A 14,246-nucleotide genomic window follows, 5' to 3' on the forward strand; every position below is an offset into this window, starting at 1 on the left:
AAACCACTTGTACCGGTGTTGAAATGTTCCGCAAGCTGCTGGATCAGGGTCAGGCTGGCGACAACGTGGGTGTACTGCTGCGTGGTACCAAGCGTGAGGAAGTTGACCGTGGTCAGGTACTGGCTCACCCGGGCACCATCACACCACATACTAGATTTGAAGCGGAAGTGTATATTCTGTCGAAAGACGAAGGTGGTCGTCATACCCCGTTCTTTAACGGTTACCGTCCACAGTTCTACTTCCGTACTACCGATGTTACCGGCGCATGTGACCTGCCATCAGGCGTAGAAATGGTCATGCCGGGTGATAACGTCAAGATGGACGTAACTTTGATTGCACCGATTGCGATGGAAGAAGGGTTACGTTTTGCTATTCGTGAAGGCGGCCGCACAGTTGGTGCCGGTGTCGTTAGTAAAATCGTTGAGTAATAGAAATGGCAGCAACCCAAACTATTAGAATCCGGCTGAAATCTTTCGATCATCGTTTGATTGATCAATCAGCAAAAGAAATTGTTGAAACTGCGAAACGCACAGGCGCACGAATCAATGGTCCGATTCCACTGCCGACCAAGAAAGAGCGTTTCACAGTGCTGATTTCACCGCACGTGAATAAAGATGCTCGTGAGCAGTACGAACTTCGTACTCACAAGCGTCTGATGGATATTGTTGAGCCTACTGATAAAACAGTAGACGCATTGATGAAGCTGGATCTCGCCGCAGGCGTTGATGTCCAGATCAAGTTGAATTAAGAGGGGCTGGGTCAATGACTATCGGACTCATCGGCCGTAAGCGTGGTATGACTCGTGTCTTCTCTGAAGACGGTGTGTCTACCCCTGTAACGGTAATTGAAGTAGAGCCAAACCGTATTAGCCAGTTGAAAACACTGGATACGGATGGTTATAACGCGATTCAAGTGACTGTAGGTGAGCGTAAAGCATCACGTGTTACCAAACCACAAGCTGGTCACTTTGCAAAAGCACAAACAGCTGCAGGCCGTAAGGTCGCAGAGTTCAGACTGGAAGATAGCGCTGAACTGGAACTGGGTGCTGAGCTGAAAGTAGACATGTTCGAAGCCGGTCAGATGATCGACATCTCAGGCATCACCAAAGGTAAAGGTTTTGCTGGTGTCGTCAAACGCTATGGCTTTGGTGGTGGCGACGCGACACATGGTAACTCGCTGTCTCACAGAGCACCGGGTTCTATCGGTCAGTGTCAGACACCTGGTCGTGTTTTCAAAGGTAAAAAAATGGCGGGTCACATGGGTGACAAAAAACGTACCCTGCAAAACCTGTCAGTCGTTCGGGTAGACGCCGAAAGAAACCTGTTGCTGGTCAAAGGATCCGTTCCTGGTGCCACTGGCAGCGACGTCATCATCCGCCCGGCTGTTAAAGCCCAGTAAGATTCTTAGGGGAATAGACGTGGATCTTCAATTACAATCATTTGACGGCAAAAAAGCGGGAAACATTTCAGTTTCCGATGCTTTGTTTGACCGTGAATATAACGAGTCTCTGGTGCATCAGGTGGTGACATCATTCCAGGCAGCTGCCCGCAGTGGTACACATGCACAGAAAAACCGTGCTGCAGTGAGCGGTGGCGGTCGTAAACCTTTCGCCCAGAAAGGCAGTGGTCGTGCCCGTGCCGGTACAATCCGCAGCCCGTTGTGGCGCAGCGGTGGTAAAACTTTTGCTGCCACGAATCGTGACTACAGCAAAAAAGTGAACCGCAAAATGTACCGTGGTGCTATTGCTGCCATCTTGTCAGAACTGCGTCGTCAGGATGCACTGATTGTGGTCGACAAAGTTGAGCTGGACTCACCGAAAACCAAAGACCTGCTTGCCAAAACCAAATCATTGGGTCTGACAAACGCACTTATCGTGACTGAAAATGCCGCCGGCAATGTCGCGCTGGCATCCCGCAATCTGTATGACATCGCTGCGACTGATGCAGCCCATGTTAATCCGGTTGCCCTGTTGCGTTTCGAGAAAGTTGTGATGAGTGAAGACTCTGTACGCAAATTAGAGGAATCACTGGCATGAACTCAGAGCGCTTAACAAAAGTTATCTTGGGCCCTGTGGTTGCTGAAAAAGCATCACGTGTTGCAGAAAACAATAACCAGGTAGTGCTGAAAGTATTGCCTAACGCCAACAAAACCGAAATCAAACAAGCGGTTGAAACCCTGTTTGATGTGAAAGTTGCGTCAGTATCAACCACCAATGTCAAAGGCAAAGTCAAGCGTACCGGCCGCATTATGGGCAAACGCAGTGACTGGAAAAAAGCCTATGTCACATTGGCTGACGGTGCTGATCTCAACTTCCTTGGCGAATAAGTAAGAGGAATATAGGAATGGCATTAAAGAAGGCTAAACCTACATCAGCCGGCCGCAGATTTGTGGTTCAGGTCAACACACCTGATCTGTACACCGGTGCGCCTTATGCACCCCTGGTTGAAAAGAAAGGCAAAACTGGCGGCCGTAATAACGCTGGTCGTATCACCGTGCGTCATCGCGGGGGTGGTCACAAGCAGCGTTACCGTCTGATTGATTTTAAACGTAACAAAGACGGCATTCCTGCTGAAGTAGAAAGAGTGGAATACGATCCAAACCGTACCGCTCACATCGCGCTGCTGAAATATGCAGACGGTGAAAAACGCTACATCATCGCACCTAAAGGTGTGGCTGCAGGTGATCGTCTTGAATCCGGTGACGATGCAGCAATTCGTGCCGGTAATGCACTGAAGCTGTCAGCTATCCCACTGGGTAGCACGGTTCACTGTATCGAACTCAAGCCTGGTAAAGGCGCCCAGCTCGCACGTAGTGCCGGCAGCAGCGCGCAATATGTTGCCCGTGAAAACGGTTACGCAACGATTCGCCTGCGCAGTGGTGAGATGCGTAAAGTACCTCTGGAATGCAAAGCGACAATGGGTGAAGTCGGTAACGGTGAACACTCCTTGCGTTCACTGGGTAAAGCCGGTGCCACACGCTGGCGCGGTATTCGGCCTACCGTCCGCGGTGTGGTTATGAACCCGGTTGATCACCCGCATGGTGGTGGTGAAGGTCGTACCTCGGGCGGTCGTCATCCAGTAACACCTTGGGGCGTACCTACCAAAGGTTACAAAACACGCAAGAACAAACGTACTGACAATATGATCGTACGTCGTCGTAATCGTAAATAAGATTTAGGGAATACCTATGCCGCGTTCAATTAAAAAAGGTCCTTTTATTGACCTCCACCTTGAAAAGAAGGTCTTGGAAGCGAGAGAAACTGACAATAAACGTCCGATCAAAACCTGGTCACGTCGTTCGATGATTTCTCCTGACATGATCGGCTTGACAATTGCCGTTCACAATGGTCGTCAACACGTACCTGTGTTTGTGACAGAAGATATGGTAGGGCATAAGTTGGGTGAATTCTCACCAACTCGCACCTTTAAAGGTCATGCCGCTGACAAGAAATCTAAACGATAAGGTTATAGATATGGCTACACAAGCTAAACTCAGCTATGCACGCATTTCCGCACAAAAGGTGCGTTTGGTTGCAGATCAAATCAGAGGTTTGCCGGTAGAAAAAGCAATCAACCTGCTCGCATTCAGCCCTAAAAAAGCGGCTGAACTGATGAAAAAAGTACTGGACTCAGCTATCGCGAATGCGGAGCACAATGACGGTGCTGATATCGATGAGCTGGTTGTCTCTGCAGTGATGGTCGACGAAGGTCCGACCATGAAACGCATGCAGGCACGCGCCAAAGGCCGTGGCAACCGTATTCTTAAACGCACCAGCCACATTACTGTGGTTGTAGACGAGAAGTAAGAGAGCAGACTTATGGGACAAAAGGTTCACCCAACAGGTTTTAGACTTGGTATAATTAAAGATTGGAATTCGATCTGGTATGCCGATTCAGCTAACTTTTCAAGCCAGCTGAATAATGATCTGAAAGTACGTGACTATCTGAAGCAAAAACTGTCACATGCATCAGTCAGCAGAATCCAAATCGACAGACCTGCTAAGAACGCCAAGATCACTATTCACACTGCCCGTCCAGGCATCGTGATTGGTAAAAAAGGCGAAGACATCGATAAGCTGCGTAAAGAAGTGTCCGACTTGATGGGTATTCCTGTCAATGTGGGCGTGGAAGAAATTCGCAAGCCAGAACTCGACGCTACCCTGGTAGCAGAAAGCGTGGCACAGCAGCTCGAGCGCCGCATTATGTTCCGTCGCGCGATGAAACGCGCAGTGACAAACACAATGCGTCTTGGTGCCGAAGGTATCCGTATTAACGTTGCCGGCCGTCTGAACGGTGCAGAAATTGCCCGGACTGAATGGTATCGCGAAGGCCGTGTGCCACTGCACACCCTGCGTGCTGATATCGACTACGGTACTGCCGAAGCGAAAACGACATACGGCATCATCGGTGTCAAAGTTTGGATTTTCAAAGGTGAAGTTTTCGACGCCAACGCGCAAAACGCACCTGCAGCTGAAAAATAAGGTTATAACCAATGTTACAGCCAAAGAGAACAAAATTTAGGAAGCAGCAAAAGCTGCGTAACAGAGGATTGGCCCACCGTGGTGCTAAAGTCAGCTTCGGTGAATATGGTCTGAAATCTCTGGAGCGCGGTCGTATCACTGCACGCCAAATCGAGGCGGCTCGTCGTGCTATGACCCGTCATATCAAACGTGGCGGTAAGATCTGGATTCGTGTGTTTCCTGATAAGCCGATTTCCAGCAAACCACTGGAAGTTCGTCAAGGTAAGGGTAAGGGTAATGTCGAATACTGGGTAGCCAATGTGCAACCAGGCCGCATGCTCTACGAAATGGAAGGTGTTGCTGAAGACGTCGCACGTGAAGCTTTCCGTCTGGCGGCAGCAAAACTTCCCGTTAAAACCACATTTGTAACGCGGGCGATACTGTAATGAAAGCGAGCGAAATTAGACAAAAATCAGCGGAAGATCTGGCCAAAGAATTGGTAGAGCTTCACAAAGAACAGTTTAATCTGCGTATGCAAAATGCTACAGGTCAATTGACACGTAACAGCGAACTGAAACGTGTTCGTCGTGACATTGCACGCATCAAGACTGTATTGAACGAGAAATAGATAGGGCACGGAAATGAGTGATCAGCAAAGTACAGCACGTTCGTTAACCGGTCGTGTCATTAGTGACAAGATGGATAAGTCGATTACCGTTCTGATTGAACGTCGTGTCGCCCATCCGATCTATAAAAAATATGTCAAACGTTCAACCAAATTGCATGTTCATGATGAAAATAATGACTGCAATATTGGTGATACCGTTAGTGTCGCCTCAACTCGCCCACTGTCTAAGACTAAGTGCTGGAAGTTGGTCGAAATTATCGAGCGTGCGAAATAAGCAACTGTACAGTTTGGAGTTTAGACCATGATTCAAATGCAAAGTAGTCTTGAAGTGGCCGATAACAGCGGTGCCAGACGTGTAGAGTGCATCAAAGTTCTGGGTGGTTCACACAAGCGTTATGCCGGCATCGGTGACATCATTAAAGTCACCATTAAAGAAGCGGCGCCACGCGGTAAAGTGAAAAAAGGTACCGTTCATAACGCCGTTATCGTAAGAACCCGTAAAGGCGTACGTCGCCCTGACGGTTCCCTGATTCGTTTTGATGAGAACGCTGCCGTACTGCTGAACCAGGCACATCAACCGATTGGTACCCGTATTTTTGGTCCGGTTACCCGTGAACTGCGTAGTGAAAAGTTCATGAAAATTATTTCTTTGGCACCAGAAGTACTGTAAGGGAGCGCTGAGGATGGAAAAGTTAAAAACAGGCGATCAAGTCGTTGTTCTGACTGGTAAGGATCGCGGTAAACAAGGTGAAATCCAGCGCCGTGTTGATGGTGGCAAGTTTGTTGTTCAGGGTATTAACCTGGTCAAGAAACATCAGAAACCGAATCCGGCGTTGGGTCAACAAGGTGGCATTATCGAAAAAGAAATGCCGATCGATGGGTCGAATCTGGCTCTTGTTAACCCTGCCACCGGCAAGGCTGACAGAGTTGGATTTAAAGTGCTGGAAGATGGCAAGAAGGTTCGCGTCTTCAAATCAAATGGCGAAGTTGTAAGCGCTTGAGCTTCGTATTAGGTAGAGAACAGTGAGCAGATTAAAAGATTATTATCGTGAAAATGTAGTTAAACAATTGCAAGAGCAGTTTAACTACAAATCAGTAATGGAAGTGCCTCGCATTACCAAGATCACCATTAATATGGGTGTGGGTGAAGCGTTGACTGACAAGAAAGTGCTGGAAAACGCAATGGCTGACATGGAGAAAATTTCCGGTCAGAAGCCCGTTGTTACCAAAGCACGTAAGTCAGTTGCCGGTTTCAAGGTGCGTGAAGGTTGGCCGATTGGTTGTAAAGTCACATTACGTGCTGACCGCATGTATGACTTTCTGGATCGCCTGATTACCATTTCCATTCCGCGTATTCGGGATTTTCGTGGCCTCAACCCCAAATCGTTTGATGGCCAAGGGAACTACAGCATGGGGATTAAAGAACAAATCATTTTCCCCGAGATTGAATACGACAGAATCGACAAGCTGCGTGGTATGGATATCACCATCACCACTTCTGCCAATACGGCTGAAGAATCACGCGCTTTGTTGACTGCGTTCAAGTTTCCTTTTAGAAAATAAACATTTGGATGGAATAAGTTATGGCTAAACGTTGCATGGTTAACCGCGAAATCAAGCGGGCAAAACTGGTTAAAAAGTACGCTGCCAAGCGTGAAGAATTGAAAAAGCAAATGCTGGATAATTCGCTGTCTGCTGAACAGCGTGAAGCAGCGGCGAAGAAGTTTCACTCGCTGCCACGTAATTCCAGTCCAACGCGTTTGAGAAACCGTTGTGAACTGACAGGTCGTCCGCATGGCTATTTCCGCAAATTCGGTTTGTCTCGTAACAAACTGCGCGAACATGCAATGAAAGGCGACATCCCTGGTCTGGTAATGGCCAGCTGGTAATTACCAGCCTGAATAGTGGAGCTAGATAGATGAGTATGACAGACCCAATTGCAGATATGCTGACACGCATTCGCAATGCCCAACAGGCGAATAAAGTTGATGTAAGCATGCCTTCCTCGAAAGTGAAGGTTAACATCGCCAAGGTATTGGAAGAAGAAGGCTATATCACTGCATTCAATGTCACCGAAGCAGACAGCAAACCAACGCTGACTATTACCCTGAAATATTTCGAGGGTAAACCGGTTATTTCTGAAATTAACCGTGTCAGCCGTCCAGGTCTGCGTGTTTACAAATCAGCCAATGATCTGCCACGTATTATCGGCGGTCTGGGTGTAGCAATTGTGTCTACATCTCAAGGCGTGATGGCCGACCGCAAAGCACGCGCCCTGGGTCAGGGTGGTGAAGTGCTGTGCGCAGTAAGCTAAGCCTGATTTATTGGAGATTGTAAAATGTCACGTATTGCAAATGCGCCAGTCGAGATTCCAGCAGGTGTGGAAATTTCTCTGAGCGACAGTGAAATCACCGTTAAAGGTAAAAAAGGCACGCTGTCACGTGCAATCCATCCTGATGTGCAAGTTGCTCAGGAAGATTCTGCACTGAAAACGACTGCCAAAAATGAGTCACAGGCCGCTGTTGCCCTCGCCGGTACTACCCGCGCGCTGCTGAACAACATGGTTATTGGAGTGACCGAAGGTTTCCAGAAGAAACTGGCTCTGGTTGGTGTCGGTTACCGTGCTAAAGCACAAGGCAACAAACTGGATTTGACTCTGGGTTTCTCCCATCCGGTTCAGTATGACGTGCCGGAAGGTATTACCGTTGAAACACCAAGCCAGACTGAAATCGTTGTTTCAGGTGCCGACAAACAAATTGTCGGTCAGGTGGCAGCAGACATTCGCGCATACCGCGAACCCGAGCCTTATAAAGGTAAAGGTGTCCGTTATGCCGATGAGCATGTTGCTCGTAAAGAAGCTAAGAAAAAATAGTTAGGCTGAAAAATGGATAAGAAAATTTCACGTTTACGTAGAGCGGCCAGAGCGCGGGCTAAACTGAGAGAACTCGAAGTTTATCGGCTGACAGTTCACAGAACCCCTCGCCATATTTATGCGCAGGTTCTGACCCACGACAGCTCTAAAGTCATTGCTTCGGCCTCAACCTTGGATCCTGAAGTCAGGAAAGATCTGAAAAACACCGGCAATGTCGACGCAGCAACCGTCGTCGGTAAAATCATTGCTGAGCGTGCTGCCAAAGAAGGTATCAAAGAAGTGGCCTTTGACCGCAGTGGTTTCAGATATCACGGTCGTGTCAAAGCATTAGCTGACGCGGCTCGCGAAAACGGCCTTCAGTTCTAATTTAAAAGGTAAGAAACATGGCTCAGAATGAACAAAGACAAGCCAATAACTCTGATGGCTTGATTGAAAAATTAGTCGGTATCCGCCGTGTCGCTAAAGTAGTGAAGGGTGGACGGGTATTTGGTTTCTCTGCACTGACTGTTGTTGGTGATGGTAACGGTCGCGTTGGTTTCGGCCAGGGTAAAGCCCGCGAAGTACCCGTTGCTATCCAGAAAGCGATGGACGAAGCCAGAAAGAACATGAAACAGGTCACTCTCAAGGGTGATACCTTGCAGCATCCTGTGACTTCTCGTCACGGTGCCGCTAAGGTGTTCATGCAACCGGCATCAGAAGGTACTGGTGTTATCGCCGGTGGTGCAATGCGCGCTGTCTTCGATGCGGTTGGTGTTCATAATGTTCTTGCCAAATCAAATGGTTCAACGAATCCTGCCAACGTGGTGCGAGCAACTATCAAGGGTCTTACAGAAATGAACAACCCTGAAGCTATCGCAGCAAAACGCGGCAAGTCTGTTGAAGAGATCACGGAATAAGAAAGATGTCATCACAAGCTAAATTGAAAGTCACCTTGGTGAAAAGCACCATTGGTCGTCTGGCCAAACATAAAGCAAGTGTGTCCGGTCTCGGTCTGAAAAAAACCGGTAGCAGTGCTGTAGTGCTTGATACCCCAGAGAATCGCGGCATGATTAACGCTGTGTCGTACTTACTGAAGGTCGAGGAAGTTTAAGATGAACCTGAATACACTGTCGCCAGCACCAGGCGAAAAGAAAGATGCTAAACGCGTCGGTCGCGGTATCGGCTCCGGTCTGGGTAAAACCGGTGGCCGTGGTCACAAGGGTCAGAAATCTCGCTCAGGCGGTTTCCATAAACGTGGATTTGAAGGCGGTCAAATGCCTTTGCAGCGTCGTCTGCCTAAAGTAGGTTTCAACTCACGTAAGAGTCTGACAACTGCTGAAGTTCGTCTGGATACACTGGCGAACATCGAATCAGACGTTATCGACCTGCTGGCGCTGAAGGCTGCAGGTGCTGTGGCGGAAAACACACTGCGTGTCAAAGTCATTAACTCTGGTGAGATCGCATCAGCGGTCAATCTGAAAGGCATCGCTGTGACTGCGGGCGCGAAAAAAGCGATCGAAGCCGCAGGCGGTAAAGTCGAAGAGTAAGCTAAGTGGAAAATAACAGACAACAAGCAGCAGCATTACTGGGTGGAGGTCGCTTCGGTGAATTGAAAGCCCGTTTGCTATTCGTTCTGGGTGCATTGATCGTCTACCGCATGGGTACGTTCATGCCGGTACCTGGCATCGACCCGGCTGCGCTGGCCATTATGTTCGAACAACAACGAGGGACAATCCTCGATATGTTCAACATGTTCTCCGGCGGCGCTCTTGAGCGCCTGTCTGTTTTTGCACTGGGTATTATGCCGTATATCTCGGCATCGATTATCATGCAGCTGCTGACCGTTGTGCACCCTAAATTGGCACAACTGAAAAAAGAAGGCGCTGCGGGTCGTCGCAAGATTACTCAGTACACGCGCTACGGTACCCTTGTCCTGGCCACGTTTCAGGCACTCGGTATCGCCATTGCGCTGGAAAGCCAGAGCGCTGCCGGTGTCAGCGTCGTGATTGATCCGGGCTTTATATTCCGAATCACCGCGGTCATCACGCTGGTAACGGGTACAATGTTTCTGATGTGGCTGGGTGAGCAAATCACTGAGCGTGGCATTGGTAATGGTATCTCGCTGATTATCTTTGCCGGCATTGTCGCAGGTCTGCCATCTGCAATCGGCGGCACCCTGGAGTTGGCCCGTACAGGTCAGTTGCATACTTTCCTGGTGATTGCTCTACTGTTACTTGCCTTGGCGGTAACAGCGTTCGTGGTCTTCGTGGAAAGAGCGCAACGCCGCATACCGGTTCACTACGCAAAACGTCAGCAGGGACGTAAAATGATCGCGGGTCAGGTTACGCACCTGCCGCTGAAGTTGAATATGGCGGGTGTAATTCCTCCAATTTTTGCTTCAAGTATCATTCTGTTTCCTGCTACAATTGCCGGCTGGTTTGGTTCATCAGACGGTATGGGCTGGCTGAAAGATATCTCAACATTGATGTCGCCAGGTCAACCAATGTACGTCATGGCTTATGCCCTGGCGATTATATTCTTCTGTTTCTTCTACACCGCGCTGGTGTTCAATCCGAAAGAAACAGCTGAGAACCTGCAAAAATCTGGCGCCTTCATCCCAGGTATTCGTCCGGGTGAGCAAACTGCGCGTTACATCGATACGGTTATGGGTCGGCTGACTCTCGCAGGTGCGGTTTATATTACAGCAGTGTGTTTGCTGCCAGAGTTTTTAATACTTTACTGGAGTGTCCCGTTCTATTTCGGCGGTACCTCCCTGTTGATCATAGTTGTGGTTGTGATGGACTTTGTATCCCAGGTTCAGTCACACATGATGTCTCAGCAGTACGAAAGTTTGATGAAAAAATCGAATAAATCTAACAGTGGGGTCAGGGGCTTTTTAGGCTAATCCCGACTACAGGTTTTGCTGGAGAAAAAAAGATGAAAGTTCAGGCGTCAGTAAAAAAGATTTGTCGCAATTGCAAAATTGTAAAAAGAAATGGTGTGTTGCGAGTTATCTGTTCAGAAGCTCGTCACAAACAACGTCAAGGGTAACTTGGCGATCGCTTTAGTTTGTTGTTGAATAAGAGAATTGTATGTTACAATTCACTGTTCACTCCTGAGGAATTTAGGGTAAATCAATGGCTCGTATAGCTGGTATTAATGTTCCTGTGCAGAAGCACGCTGTAATCGCATTGACATCGATTTATGGTATTGGACGCACACGTGCTCAAGCAATCTGTGAAGCCGCAGGCATAGCACCTGACGCTAAAATCAGAGATTTGTCTGAGCAGGAAGTCGAAGCACTTCGTACCGAAGTTGGCAAGTATTCCGTCGAAGGTGACTTGCGTCGTGAAGTTTCTATGGATATCAAACGCCTGAAAGATCTGGGCTGTTTCCGTGGGGTTCGTCACCGTAGAGGTCTTCCAGTTCGCGGCCAAAGAACAAAAACAAATGCAAGGACTCGTAAAGGTCCTCGCCGTATGGTTAAGTAAGGTAAGAGGCTTTCGATGGCAAATACATCAGCACGACAACGTAAACGTGTTAAAAAGAATGTCGTTGATGGCGTAGCTCACGTGCACGCTTCATTCAATAACACAATCGTTACTATCACTGATCGTCAGGGGAATGCCTTGTCTTGGGCCACCTCAGGCGGTTGCGGTTTCCGTGGTTCACGTAAAAGCACCCCATTCGCTGCCCAGGTTGCAGCTGAAAAAGCGGGTGAAGTAGCCAAGGAATTCGGAATGAAAAACCTGGACGTAGAAATCAAAGGCCCAGGCCCTGGTCGTGAATCAGCTGTGCGTGCTTTGAATAATCTGGGTTTCAAAATCACCAATATTTCTGACGTCACACCGATTCCTCACAATGGTTGCCGTCCGCCTAAGCGTCGTCGCGTTTAATAGAATTTCGGAGTAACACAGAATGGGAAAATATCGTGGCCCAACTTGTAAACTGAGCCGTAGAGAAGGTACTGATCTGTTCCTGAAGAGCAGGGGCAACCCAATCGAAAGCAAGTGCAAGATTGAAACTAAACCAGGTCAGCATGGCGCCCGTAGAGGTCGTGATTCTGACTATGCACTGCAGTTGCGCGCTAAACAACGTATTCGTCGTATCTACGGCGTGTTGGAAAAACAGTTCCGCAACTACTATAAAAGCGCTGATCAGAAGAAAGGTGCGACCGGCATCAATCTGCTGAACATGCTGGAGCAACGTCTCGATAACGTTGTCTACCGCATGGGCTTTGCAGGTACACGTGCTGAAGCAAGACAGCTGGTTTCTCACAAAGCTGTACTGGTTAACGGTAAAGCGACCAACATTCCTTCTTACCAAGTTCAGGAAGGTGACGTCGTTGAAATTCGCGAGAAAGCCAAGAAGCAAGAACGGATCAGCAATGCCATGTCAGTCGCAGAGCAACTGGGCTTCCCGGAATGGGTGGAAGTAAATGCAAAAGCATTCTCAGGCACTTTTAAACGTGTCCCTGAGCGTGATGAGCTGCCAGCTGAGCTGTCTGAAAACCTGGTTGTAGAGCTTTACTCGAAATAAACATAACTAAACTCCGGGCAGGGGTTTACTAGAGGAATTTGCATGACGACTTACACGAGTCAATTTCTTAAACCAAGGATTGTAGACATCCAGAAGTTTAGTGATACGCGTACACGTCTTGTGCTGGAGCCGCTTGAGCGTGGTTTTGGCCACACCCTGGGTAACGCGCTGCGCAGAATTCTGTTGTCATCAATGGAAGGTGCAGCTGTTGTTGAAGCTCAGATTGATGGTGTCGTCCACGAGTATTCCGCTATCGATGGTGTGCAGGAAGACGTCCTCGACATCCTGCTGAACATGAAAGGTCTGGCAATTAAGTTGCATGAAGGCAACGAAGTTGTGCTGACACTGAATAAAGAAGGTGTCGGTCCTGTTACCGCTGCTGATATTCAGCTGCCGCACAATGTCGAAGTGACCAATCCTGAACATGTTATTGCTAATCTGACAGGTGGTAGCCTGTCGATTACCTTCAAAGTGACTAAAGGGCGCGGCTACTCTGCAGCGAATACCCGCAACACTTCGGAAGATGAAGATCACGCCATTGGTCAATTGCACCTTGATGCTTCTTTCAGCCCGGTTCGTCTGGTTACCTACAGCGTTGAAAGTGCCCGTGTTGAAAACCGTACTGATCTCGATAAACTGATCATTGATGTTGAAACCAACGGCACGCTGGAAGCAGAAGACGCGATTAAATATGCAGCGACCATCCTGAGCGATCAGTTGACTGCATTTGTCGACTTCACTGTCATTGAAGAAAGTGTCAGTGAACCAAAACAACCGGCGGTCGATCCTGCATTGCTGCAAGCGATCGATGACCTGGATTTAACTGTCCGTTCAGCGAATTGTCTGAAGGCAGAAAACATTTATTATGTTGGTGACCTGATTCAGCGTACCGAAATGGAACTGCTGAAAACGCCAAACCTGGGTAAGAAGTCATTAACTGAAATTAAAGAAGTGCTGGCTTCAAAAGGTCTGTCCCTGGGTATGCACCTGGATAACTGGCCACCTGCTTCTTTAGAGTCAAAATAATACTGAAGTTAATTCAGCATAAAAGAATAGGGTAACAACAATGCGTCATCGTAATTCTGGTCGTAAATTAAATCGTAACAGCAGCCATCGTAAAGCGATGTTCAAAAATATGGCTGCGTCTCTGTTTGAGCACGAAGTCATTCGTACTACTTTGCCTAAAGCAAAAGAGTTACGTGGTGTCGTTGAGCCGCTGATTACATTGGGTAAAAAAGACTCGGTTGCTAACCGTCGTCTGGCTTTTTCCCGTATTGGTGACCGCGATGTCGTGACCAAACTGTTCAATGAAATCGCACCACGTTCAGCTAATCGCCCAGGTGGTTATGTTCGTATTCTGAAATGCGGTTTCCGCCAAGGCGACAAAGCCCCTATGGCCATTGTTGAATTGGTTGATCGTCAGGTTCAGGACGCTGAAGCTGTCGACGCTGAATAAGTTTCAGCCATAATAGATATAGATAAAGCCGGCTTCACGCCGGCTTTTCTATTTGTAGAAGCAGTAGAAACACCGGGGTGATAGGCAATAAGCCTTTTTCTTTTGGCTAAATCATTGATTTTTAGTCCTATCATCAAAAAGTCTGAAAATAGTGTTGTAACACGGTTGACACACTCTCTCAGCCCGGTATAATTCTCGCTTCTTTGCTGCAGCGAGTTCTGCGAGCAACGCTCTTTAACAAAACAGTATCAAGTAATTTGTGTGGGTGCTTACGTCAGGTGGCTAGAAAACCTGACGGCTAGCATTTACATGC

At 48.2% G+C, this 14,246-nt stretch carries 29 protein-coding genes; all 29 read left to right on the top strand.

Annotated features, from left to right (window positions below):
- On the top strand, positions 1 to 428 hold a 428-nt coding region (locus tag FH755_RS13510), incomplete at its 5' end, for an EF-Tu/IF-2/RF-3 family GTPase (protein ID WP_366658792.1).
- 5 nt (positions 429 to 433) lie between these two features.
- Entirely contained in the window at positions 434 to 748 is a 315-nt protein-coding gene (gene rpsJ / locus FH755_RS13515; protein ID WP_008292025.1) for a 30S ribosomal protein S10, read from the top strand.
- A 14-nt stretch (positions 749 to 762) separates the two neighbouring features.
- A complete protein-coding gene (rplC, locus tag FH755_RS13520; protein WP_292441638.1) occupies positions 763 to 1,398 on the top strand; it encodes a 50S ribosomal protein L3 in 636 nt (211 codons plus the stop codon).
- A gap of 19 nt (positions 1,399 to 1,417) precedes the next feature.
- Positions 1,418 to 2,035, top strand: a complete 618-nt coding sequence (gene rplD, locus FH755_RS13525; RefSeq protein ID WP_292441639.1) for a 50S ribosomal protein L4 — start codon at positions 1,418 to 1,420, stop codon at positions 2,033 to 2,035.
- Positions 2,032 to 2,325 (top strand): 50S ribosomal protein L23, encoded by a 294-nt coding sequence (rplW, locus tag FH755_RS13530; protein WP_292441640.1) that lies wholly within the window; start codon positions 2,032 to 2,034, stop codon positions 2,323 to 2,325. Before rplD ends, rplW begins: the two co-directional genes overlap by 4 nt.
- A gap of 17 nt (positions 2,326 to 2,342) precedes the next feature.
- Positions 2,343 to 3,170, top strand: a complete 828-nt coding sequence (gene rplB, locus FH755_RS13535) for a 50S ribosomal protein L2 (protein ID WP_292441641.1) — start codon at positions 2,343 to 2,345, stop codon at positions 3,168 to 3,170.
- Positions 3,171 to 3,186: 16 nt separating this feature from the next.
- Complete coding sequence (gene rpsS, locus FH755_RS13540) at positions 3,187 to 3,462, top strand: 30S ribosomal protein S19 (protein WP_266238386.1); 276 nt, start codon at positions 3,187 to 3,189, stop codon at positions 3,460 to 3,462.
- Positions 3,463 to 3,472: 10 nt separating this feature from the next.
- Positions 3,473 to 3,805: a 50S ribosomal protein L22 gene (rplV, locus tag FH755_RS13545; protein WP_266238388.1), complete on the top strand. Its 333-nt coding sequence runs from the start codon at positions 3,473 to 3,475 to the stop codon at positions 3,803 to 3,805.
- 12 nt (positions 3,806 to 3,817) lie between these two features.
- Positions 3,818 to 4,480: a 30S ribosomal protein S3 gene (rpsC, locus tag FH755_RS13550; RefSeq protein WP_292441642.1), complete on the top strand. Its 663-nt coding sequence runs from the start codon at positions 3,818 to 3,820 to the stop codon at positions 4,478 to 4,480.
- A gap of 11 nt (positions 4,481 to 4,491) precedes the next feature.
- The gene (gene rplP / locus FH755_RS13555; protein ID WP_008292018.1) at positions 4,492 to 4,905 is read left to right on the top strand and encodes a 50S ribosomal protein L16; all 414 of its coding nucleotides are present in this window, start codon (positions 4,492 to 4,494) and stop codon (positions 4,903 to 4,905) included.
- Complete coding sequence (gene rpmC, locus FH755_RS13560; RefSeq protein ID WP_292441643.1) at positions 4,905 to 5,087, top strand: 50S ribosomal protein L29; 183 nt, start codon at positions 4,905 to 4,907, stop codon at positions 5,085 to 5,087. The genes rplP and rpmC overlap by 1 nt, the downstream gene beginning before the upstream one ends.
- 13 nt (positions 5,088 to 5,100) lie before the next feature.
- Positions 5,101 to 5,361 (top strand): 30S ribosomal protein S17, encoded by a 261-nt coding sequence (gene rpsQ / locus FH755_RS13565; protein WP_292441644.1) that lies wholly within the window; start codon positions 5,101 to 5,103, stop codon positions 5,359 to 5,361.
- Between the two features lie 27 nt (positions 5,362 to 5,388).
- Positions 5,389 to 5,757, top strand: a complete 369-nt coding sequence (gene rplN / locus FH755_RS13570; RefSeq protein WP_266238394.1) for a 50S ribosomal protein L14 — start codon at positions 5,389 to 5,391, stop codon at positions 5,755 to 5,757.
- 13 nt (positions 5,758 to 5,770) lie between these two features.
- Entirely contained in the window at positions 5,771 to 6,088 is a 318-nt protein-coding gene (gene rplX / locus FH755_RS13575; protein ID WP_292441645.1) for a 50S ribosomal protein L24, read from the top strand.
- 22 nt (positions 6,089 to 6,110) lie between these two features.
- A complete protein-coding gene (rplE, locus tag FH755_RS13580; RefSeq protein ID WP_292441646.1) occupies positions 6,111 to 6,650 on the top strand; it encodes a 50S ribosomal protein L5 in 540 nt (179 codons plus the stop codon).
- Between the two features lie 20 nt (positions 6,651 to 6,670).
- Positions 6,671 to 6,976: a 30S ribosomal protein S14 gene (rpsN, locus tag FH755_RS13585; protein ID WP_292441647.1), complete on the top strand. Its 306-nt coding sequence runs from the start codon at positions 6,671 to 6,673 to the stop codon at positions 6,974 to 6,976.
- A 29-nt stretch (positions 6,977 to 7,005) separates the two neighbouring features.
- On the top strand, positions 7,006 to 7,401 hold the full coding sequence (gene rpsH / locus FH755_RS13590; RefSeq protein WP_292441648.1) for a 30S ribosomal protein S8: 396 nt from the start codon (positions 7,006 to 7,008) through the stop codon (positions 7,399 to 7,401).
- A gap of 24 nt (positions 7,402 to 7,425) precedes the next feature.
- Positions 7,426 to 7,959: a 50S ribosomal protein L6 gene (gene rplF / locus FH755_RS13595; protein WP_292441649.1), complete on the top strand. Its 534-nt coding sequence runs from the start codon at positions 7,426 to 7,428 to the stop codon at positions 7,957 to 7,959.
- Positions 7,960 to 7,971: 12 nt separating this feature from the next.
- Entirely contained in the window at positions 7,972 to 8,325 is a 354-nt protein-coding gene (rplR, locus tag FH755_RS13600) for a 50S ribosomal protein L18 (RefSeq protein WP_292441650.1), read from the top strand.
- 17 nt (positions 8,326 to 8,342) lie between these two features.
- Entirely contained in the window at positions 8,343 to 8,855 is a 513-nt protein-coding gene (rpsE, locus tag FH755_RS13605; RefSeq protein WP_292441651.1) for a 30S ribosomal protein S5, read from the top strand.
- A 5-nt stretch (positions 8,856 to 8,860) separates the two neighbouring features.
- Positions 8,861 to 9,049, top strand: coding sequence for a 50S ribosomal protein L30 (gene rpmD, locus FH755_RS13610; RefSeq protein ID WP_292441652.1), 189 nt, complete (start codon positions 8,861 to 8,863; stop codon positions 9,047 to 9,049).
- A 1-nt stretch (position 9,050) separates the two neighbouring features.
- Positions 9,051 to 9,485 carry a 50S ribosomal protein L15 gene (gene rplO / locus FH755_RS13615; RefSeq protein WP_292441653.1) on the top strand — a complete coding sequence of 145 codons (435 nt, stop codon included), beginning with the start codon at positions 9,051 to 9,053 and terminating at the stop codon, positions 9,483 to 9,485.
- Positions 9,486 to 9,490: 5 nt separating this feature from the next.
- Entirely contained in the window at positions 9,491 to 10,843 is a 1,353-nt protein-coding gene (gene secY, locus FH755_RS13620) for a preprotein translocase subunit SecY (protein WP_292441654.1), read from the top strand.
- A 32-nt stretch (positions 10,844 to 10,875) separates the two neighbouring features.
- Positions 10,876 to 10,989 (top strand): 50S ribosomal protein L36, encoded by a 114-nt coding sequence (gene rpmJ, locus FH755_RS13625; RefSeq protein WP_083821451.1) that lies wholly within the window; start codon positions 10,876 to 10,878, stop codon positions 10,987 to 10,989.
- An 86-nt stretch (positions 10,990 to 11,075) separates the two neighbouring features.
- Positions 11,076 to 11,429, top strand: a complete 354-nt coding sequence (rpsM, locus tag FH755_RS13630; protein ID WP_292441655.1) for a 30S ribosomal protein S13 — start codon at positions 11,076 to 11,078, stop codon at positions 11,427 to 11,429.
- A 15-nt stretch (positions 11,430 to 11,444) separates the two neighbouring features.
- Entirely contained in the window at positions 11,445 to 11,834 is a 390-nt protein-coding gene (gene rpsK, locus FH755_RS13635; protein ID WP_292441656.1) for a 30S ribosomal protein S11, read from the top strand.
- 22 nt (positions 11,835 to 11,856) lie between these two features.
- Positions 11,857 to 12,477: a 30S ribosomal protein S4 gene (gene rpsD, locus FH755_RS13640; protein ID WP_292441657.1), complete on the top strand. Its 621-nt coding sequence runs from the start codon at positions 11,857 to 11,859 to the stop codon at positions 12,475 to 12,477.
- 42 nt (positions 12,478 to 12,519) lie between these two features.
- Complete coding sequence (gene rpoA, locus FH755_RS13645) at positions 12,520 to 13,503, top strand: DNA-directed RNA polymerase subunit alpha (RefSeq protein WP_292441658.1); 984 nt, start codon at positions 12,520 to 12,522, stop codon at positions 13,501 to 13,503.
- Positions 13,504 to 13,543: 40 nt separating this feature from the next.
- On the top strand, positions 13,544 to 13,933 hold the full coding sequence (rplQ, locus tag FH755_RS13650; protein ID WP_292441659.1) for a 50S ribosomal protein L17: 390 nt from the start codon (positions 13,544 to 13,546) through the stop codon (positions 13,931 to 13,933).
- Positions 13,934 to 14,246: the final 313 nt, after the last annotated feature.

The sequence above is a fragment of the Methylophaga sp. genome (genome assembly GCF_009711715.1).
Classification (GTDB): Bacteria; Pseudomonadota; Gammaproteobacteria; order Nitrosococcales; family Methylophagaceae; genus Methylophaga.

Bases quoted from the DNA above. Each gene is read 5' to 3' on its own strand.
- rpsJ (WP_008292025.1), top strand. From the start codon at position 434: ATGGCAGCAACCCAAACTATTAGAATCCGGCTGAAATCTTTCGATCAT.
- rplC (WP_292441638.1), top strand. From the start codon at position 763: ATGACTATCGGACTCATCGGCCGTAAGCGTGGTATGACTCGTGTCTTC.
- rplW (WP_292441640.1), top strand. From the start codon at position 2,032: ATGAACTCAGAGCGCTTAACAAAAGTTATCTTGGGCCCTGTGGTTGCT.
- rplB (WP_292441641.1), top strand. From the start codon at position 2,343: ATGGCATTAAAGAAGGCTAAACCTACATCAGCCGGCCGCAGATTTGTG.
- rpsS (WP_266238386.1), top strand. From the start codon at position 3,187: ATGCCGCGTTCAATTAAAAAAGGTCCTTTTATTGACCTCCACCTTGAA.
- rplV (WP_266238388.1), top strand. From the start codon at position 3,473: ATGGCTACACAAGCTAAACTCAGCTATGCACGCATTTCCGCACAAAAG.
- rpsC (WP_292441642.1), top strand. From the start codon at position 3,818: ATGGGACAAAAGGTTCACCCAACAGGTTTTAGACTTGGTATAATTAAA.
- rplP (WP_008292018.1), top strand. From the start codon at position 4,492: ATGTTACAGCCAAAGAGAACAAAATTTAGGAAGCAGCAAAAGCTGCGT.
- rpmC (WP_292441643.1), top strand. From the start codon at position 4,905: ATGAAAGCGAGCGAAATTAGACAAAAATCAGCGGAAGATCTGGCCAAA.
- rpsQ (WP_292441644.1), top strand. From the start codon at position 5,101: ATGAGTGATCAGCAAAGTACAGCACGTTCGTTAACCGGTCGTGTCATT.
- rplN (WP_266238394.1), top strand. From the start codon at position 5,389: ATGATTCAAATGCAAAGTAGTCTTGAAGTGGCCGATAACAGCGGTGCC.
- rplX (WP_292441645.1), top strand. From the start codon at position 5,771: ATGGAAAAGTTAAAAACAGGCGATCAAGTCGTTGTTCTGACTGGTAAG.
- rpsN (WP_292441647.1), top strand. From the start codon at position 6,671: ATGGCTAAACGTTGCATGGTTAACCGCGAAATCAAGCGGGCAAAACTG.
- rpsH (WP_292441648.1), top strand. From the start codon at position 7,006: ATGAGTATGACAGACCCAATTGCAGATATGCTGACACGCATTCGCAAT.
- rplF (WP_292441649.1), top strand. From the start codon at position 7,426: ATGTCACGTATTGCAAATGCGCCAGTCGAGATTCCAGCAGGTGTGGAA.
- rplR (WP_292441650.1), top strand. From the start codon at position 7,972: ATGGATAAGAAAATTTCACGTTTACGTAGAGCGGCCAGAGCGCGGGCT.
- rpsE (WP_292441651.1), top strand. From the start codon at position 8,343: ATGGCTCAGAATGAACAAAGACAAGCCAATAACTCTGATGGCTTGATT.
- rpmD (WP_292441652.1), top strand. From the start codon at position 8,861: ATGTCATCACAAGCTAAATTGAAAGTCACCTTGGTGAAAAGCACCATT.
- rplO (WP_292441653.1), top strand. From the start codon at position 9,051: ATGAACCTGAATACACTGTCGCCAGCACCAGGCGAAAAGAAAGATGCT.
- rpmJ (WP_083821451.1), top strand. From the start codon at position 10,876: ATGAAAGTTCAGGCGTCAGTAAAAAAGATTTGTCGCAATTGCAAAATT.
- rpsM (WP_292441655.1), top strand. From the start codon at position 11,076: ATGGCTCGTATAGCTGGTATTAATGTTCCTGTGCAGAAGCACGCTGTA.
- rpsK (WP_292441656.1), top strand. From the start codon at position 11,445: ATGGCAAATACATCAGCACGACAACGTAAACGTGTTAAAAAGAATGTC.
- rpsD (WP_292441657.1), top strand. From the start codon at position 11,857: ATGGGAAAATATCGTGGCCCAACTTGTAAACTGAGCCGTAGAGAAGGT.
- rpoA (WP_292441658.1), top strand. From the start codon at position 12,520: ATGACGACTTACACGAGTCAATTTCTTAAACCAAGGATTGTAGACATC.
- rplQ (WP_292441659.1), top strand. From the start codon at position 13,544: ATGCGTCATCGTAATTCTGGTCGTAAATTAAATCGTAACAGCAGCCAT.